This window comes from Pantoea stewartii subsp. stewartii (genome assembly GCF_008801695.1).
Taxonomy (GTDB): domain Bacteria; phylum Pseudomonadota; class Gammaproteobacteria; order Enterobacterales; family Enterobacteriaceae; genus Pantoea; species Pantoea stewartii.
The window spans coordinates 1-357 of the sequence record NZ_VZPF01000290.1 but is presented as its reverse complement, the minus strand read 5'-3'; the positions used below and the strand labels follow the sequence as shown (position 1 = coordinate 357).

1 protein-coding gene and 1 pseudogene are annotated in these 357 nt (G+C 47.6%); both read left to right on the top strand.

Going from position 1 to position 357, the window contains the following annotated elements:
* On the top strand, positions 1-101 hold a 101-nt coding region (locus tag F7Q90_RS27560; RefSeq protein ID WP_249042848.1), incomplete at its 5' end, for a hypothetical protein.
* Positions 82-357: pseudogene (locus F7Q90_RS26985) on the top strand (hypothetical protein); the annotation flags it as partial. The gene F7Q90_RS27560 and the pseudogene F7Q90_RS26985, both read left to right, overlap by 20 nt.

Genomic DNA, 357 nt, shown 5'->3' with positions numbered 1-357 from the left:
ACCAGTGCAGTTCAATGTGGCAACTGTTGAAAAAGGTCCATCACTTTATGAATACCGTCAGCCCATTCCCCGGGGGAAAACATGGGCTGGCTAAAGTGTAGCGGTATTAGGATCAGTTATTTAGATGCTCTCCGGCTGGCTGGCAAAACGGCCAGCATCGTTTATGCCCCCGGACACGCTTTCCTCTCATGGACGGATGAACAGACCGGTGCGCCTGTCTGGTGGGAAACCACGGCTTTGTTGAATAAATGGATTTTATGCTGTGGTACTATGAAAACGGTTGTTTCAGATAACATAAAATCAATGCATTACATGCTTGCGTATGACGGTGTTCTGTCTGGCATCAGCGTTTTCTAC